Source organism: Phytoactinopolyspora endophytica, from assembly GCF_004138495.1.
Taxonomy (GTDB): Bacteria; Actinomycetota; Actinomycetes; order Jiangellales; family Jiangellaceae; genus Phytoactinopolyspora; species Phytoactinopolyspora endophytica.
Genome location: NZ_ML142862.1, coordinates 67,436 through 71,489, shown reverse-complemented (window position 1 = coordinate 71,489; position 4,054 = coordinate 67,436). Strand labels below are relative to the sequence as shown.

Below are 4,054 nucleotides of genomic sequence, written 5' to 3'. Positions count from 1 at the left end.
CTGCTGGTGGTCGTCTCCCTCTGCGTCGGCGCCGCGGTCGCGGCCGCGGGCGGGATCGGCTTCGTCGGCCTGGTGATCCCGCACGTCGCGCGCCGGTTCGTCGGCGCGGTCCATCGCCGCGTCATCCCTGTCGCGGCACTCATCGGGGCGATCTTCCTGGTGTGGGCGGATGTCATCGCACGGGTGGCTCTGGAGCCGCAAGAGCTGCCCATCGGGATCATCACGGCCCTGGTCGGTGCCCCGTTCTTGCTCGTTCTCGTCCGCCGATTCCACGCGGTCAGCCCGTGAACCGGATCCGTTCGACCTCGGGAGAGACCTCGATGCAGACCACGATGCAGACCACGATTCAGACCACGATGCGCCGGCGCGGAACCAGGAGCGCTCTGCTGGCGGTGGCGGTAGTGTCGCTGGCCGCCGCCTGCGGCGCTGACGATACCGCCACGACCAGCGGGCCGGCGGCGGGCGGCACGGAGGACGGCGCCGGTGACGCGGCCCCGGCCGAAGGCTTCCCGCTGACCGTGCAGAACTGCGGCGTCGAGGTCTCATTCGATCAGCCGCCCAGCACGGTGGTGCTGTTGGAGAGCGCACCGGTGACCATCCTGCAGGGTCTCGGTGTGCTCGATTCGGTGGTCCTACGTGCGGGCGCGTATCCGGAGGAGTACTACGACGCTGAGACGTTCGCAGCGATCGAGGCCATACCGTCCATGGGGGAGGAGCTCGATCGCAGTGGTCACCTGCAGATCTCCATGGAGGCGATCATCGACGCCGAGCCTGACCTGGTCTTCGGCCTTCCCGACGGGGTGAGCCGGGAGGGATTGGCCGACGCCGGCATCCAGGTGCTGGAGCATCCGGTCTACTGCGCGGGGGATGCGGGGGCCACATCGTTCGACGACGTCTTCGAACAGGTGGAGACGTACGGTGACATCTTCGACCGGCGGGACGAGGCGGCCGCGATGGTCGACGAGCTGCGCGGCCGGGTCGAGGACGTGCAGGCAGACGTGGGGGAGGCGTCGGGACGCACGGCCGCGGTGCTTTTCCCGACGGTCGGCGGTGGCAGTGGCTACGCGTACGGCAACAAGAGCATGGCGCACCCTCAGCTCGAGGCCGCGGGCTTCACCAACGCCTTCGCCGACGTCGATGAGCGGGTGTTCGAGGTGACGCTGGAACAGCTCATATCCCGCGACCCGGACGTCCTCGTGCTGCTGCACGTCGACGGCGAGCCTGGACCTGTCAAGGATGCGGTGGTCAATCTTCCGGGTGCGGCGTCGTTGACCGCGGTGCGCAACGACGACATCCTGGTCCAGCTGTTCAACTTCACCGAGCCTCCGACGCCGGTCTCCGTCGACGGTCTGGAGAGGATCGCCGAACACTTCGGTGGTGCCGGATGATCCGCGCCGACGACATCTCGTTCGCCTACGGTGACGTCCAGGTCCTGGACAGCATCCGCCTGCACGCGGACTCCGGCCGCGTCGTCGGGCTGATCGGTCCCAACGGCAGCGGCAAGACGACCATGCTGCGCACCCTGTATGCGGCCCTGGAGCCTCGCGCCGGAACGGTGGACGTCGACGGGGAGCCGGTCGCGTCGTTGAAGCCCCGTGACCTCGCTCGACGGCTGGCTGTGGTGATGCAGGAGGGCGACAGCGAGCTGCCGTTGACCGCGGCGGACGTGGTGCTGCTCGGCCGTGCCCCGCACCTGTCGACGTTCGAACGGCACACCAGGGACGACTTCGAGATCGCGGCGGATTCACTGACCCGCGTCGGCGCCCGGCATCTGGCGCAGCGCCCGTTCGCGCGGCTCTCCGGCGGTGAGAAGCAGCGGGTCCTGATCGCTCGAGCGCTGGCACAGCGGGCCGGACACCTGCTGCTCGACGAACCCACCAACCACCTCGACATCCGGTTCCAGCACGATGTCCTGCAGCTCGTCAGGGCGCTCGGCGTGACGACCGTCGTCGTCCTGCACGACCTGAACCTGGCTGCACGATACTGCGACGAGGTCGTGCTGCTGGACGACGGACGTGTGGTCGCCGCCGGAACGCCGGACACGGTGCTCCGGTCCGAGCTGCTCGAGCCCGTCTACCAGATCGGGGTGGAGCGGGTCAGCACCGACGACGGCTTCCAGCTGCTGTTCCGTCCGATGAACGGCAATGCCGGTACGACGAATGAAATGACGATGGGAAACAGCACGTGACAGGAGAGACGGGCCCGACGACGGCCGTCGTGGATGTTCAGGACAACATCAACCGTTACTGGGACGGGCGCGCGACTGGGTACAACGCGCACCACGTGCACCAGATCTCCAACACCGAGATCCGGAAGGCATGGGCGAACCTGTGGCGGCGTGTGCTGCCACCCCCGCCGGCCCGAGTGCTCGATGTGGGCACCGGCACCGGTCATGCCGCATTGATGCTGGCGGAGCTCGGCTACGACGTGGTCGGCATCGACCTGGCGCCCGGCATGCTCGAGCAGGCCAGGAGCAAAGCGGCTGGGCTGAGCAGACCGCCGGTGTTCCTCCCCGGCGACGCGGTGAATCCGCAGTTCGAGCCGGGGAGCTTCGACGCGGTCACCGCGCGCTACGTGCTGTGGACGCTGCGCACGCCGGACGTGGCCGTTCAGCGCTGGCGTGCGCTGCTCCGCCCGGGCGGAACGCTCGCCGTCGTCGACAGCACATGGTTCCCGCACGGCGTTGGAGCGAGCAGGGCCGGACGCGACACCGGCCCGCTTCCGGACTTCGCGGAGCTGTACGACGACGCCGTCCTGTCCGCCCTGCCGCTGGCCGAGTCTGCGACGATCGACGACTCGGCCGATCTTGTGCGTGCCGCCATGTTCCGCGACGTCACGGTCGAGCCACTGGCGGAGATGCTGGAGCTCGACCGCCGGTTCGGCGTCGCCGACGGGCATGAGGTGCGGACGCAGTACGTGATCACCGGTCGCTCTGACGGGCGCCCTGCCCAATGACGACTCTGTGGCCCTGCGTAACGCTTAACACGTCCGTCGCGGCTCCGAACGTTACGCAAGGCCACGAGGCCGGCGATCACGGAGTTTCGGTGGCTTTGAGGCCCTCGAAGATCCGCTCGAACGCCTCCGGTCCGTGACCGTCGGCGACCCGACGGTCGACGAGCGCCTTGACCTGGCCGATCATGTCCAACCCCACGCCCGCATCCCGGCTGGCCCGGACGATGGCGTCGACCGCGGATTTGTTGAAGTCGAGAGTCTGCTCGGTGGCCGTGGAGTAGTCTCCGCTGTCGATATGGACAGCGGCGGATGGGAACGACGCCGTGATGGCGGACAGCCATGCGGCCGCCCGGTCGGCGAAGTCCGTGGCGGACACACCGGCGGTGCGGACCATTGCCGCGCCGTGGTAGAAACCGGTGAACATGATGTACATCCCGGCCAGCAGTGCGAAGTCGTAGAGCGAGGCGCGTCCGGCATCGTCGCCGAGGTAGTCAGCCTTTCCGAGCAGCTCCAGCGCCTGCCGGTGCTCATCGAAGACGCCCTGCGAACCGCTGTACAGGATGGACGCCTGTGGCCCTGAGATCATGGCCGGAGAGGCCATGATCCCGCCGTCCAGGTAGTCGATCCCGTTGTCCTTGGCCCAGGCGGCGAGTTCGCGGGCCTCGTCCGGGGCGGTGCTGGTCAAGTTGGCTACCGGGCGTCCGCGCAGCTTCTCGCCGGCCGGATCGAGGACATCGTGGACGGAGGCATGGTCGAACAGGCAGGCGACGACCAGGCCGTCCGACCCGATGGCCTGGTCCACGTCCGGCGCCGCGACGGCGCCGGCCGCGACCAGCTCGGCGTCCTTGCCCGGGGTACGGTTCCAGACCGTGGTCGGGTGGCCACCGTCGAGAAAGGCCGCGGCCAAGGCTCGGCCCATGGCGCCGAGGCCGAGGACAGTGACCGGAGTGTGCGGGGACTGCGTCATGAATGATGCTCCTGTGTGCCGTGGGTGGAGGCGCCCGTCGTCCCGGCGCCGCCTGACTCTGACCTCGATCGTGGTCCCATTCTGGACAGACGGCAAGTACCTACTTGAATGTGCAATACTTACTAAGAGGTATGT

At 68.3% G+C, this 4,054-nt stretch carries 5 protein-coding genes; 4 read left to right on the top strand and 1 reads right to left on the bottom strand.

Going from position 1 to position 4,054, the window contains the following annotated elements:
* The 4 genes from ELR45_RS38870 to ELR45_RS23565 all read left to right on the top strand — a co-directional run.
* The coding region (locus tag ELR45_RS38870) for an iron chelate uptake ABC transporter family permease subunit (protein WP_205857132.1) at positions 1-288 on the top strand (288 nt) is incomplete at its 5' end.
* A 32-nt stretch (positions 289-320) separates the two neighbouring features.
* On the top strand, positions 321-1,388 hold the full coding sequence (locus ELR45_RS23575; protein ID WP_205857131.1) for an ABC transporter substrate-binding protein: 1,068 nt from the start codon (positions 321-323) through the stop codon (positions 1,386-1,388).
* Positions 1,385-2,188 (top strand): ABC transporter ATP-binding protein, encoded by an 804-nt coding sequence (locus ELR45_RS23570; protein WP_129668529.1) that lies wholly within the window; start codon positions 1,385-1,387, stop codon positions 2,186-2,188. Before ELR45_RS23575 ends, ELR45_RS23570 begins: the two co-directional genes overlap by 4 nt.
* Positions 2,185-2,955: a class I SAM-dependent methyltransferase gene (locus tag ELR45_RS23565; protein WP_129668528.1), complete on the top strand. Its 771-nt coding sequence runs from the start codon at positions 2,185-2,187 to the stop codon at positions 2,953-2,955. The genes ELR45_RS23570 and ELR45_RS23565 overlap by 4 nt, the downstream gene beginning before the upstream one ends.
* Positions 2,956-3,031: 76 nt before the next feature.
* On the opposite strand, the gene ELR45_RS23560 is transcribed toward ELR45_RS23565, so the two are convergent.
* Positions 3,032-3,919 carry an NAD(P)-dependent oxidoreductase gene (locus ELR45_RS23560; protein ID WP_129668527.1) on the bottom strand — a complete coding sequence of 296 codons (888 nt, stop codon included), beginning with the start codon at positions 3,917-3,919 and terminating at the stop codon, positions 3,032-3,034.
* Positions 3,920-4,054 lie beyond the last annotated feature (135 nt).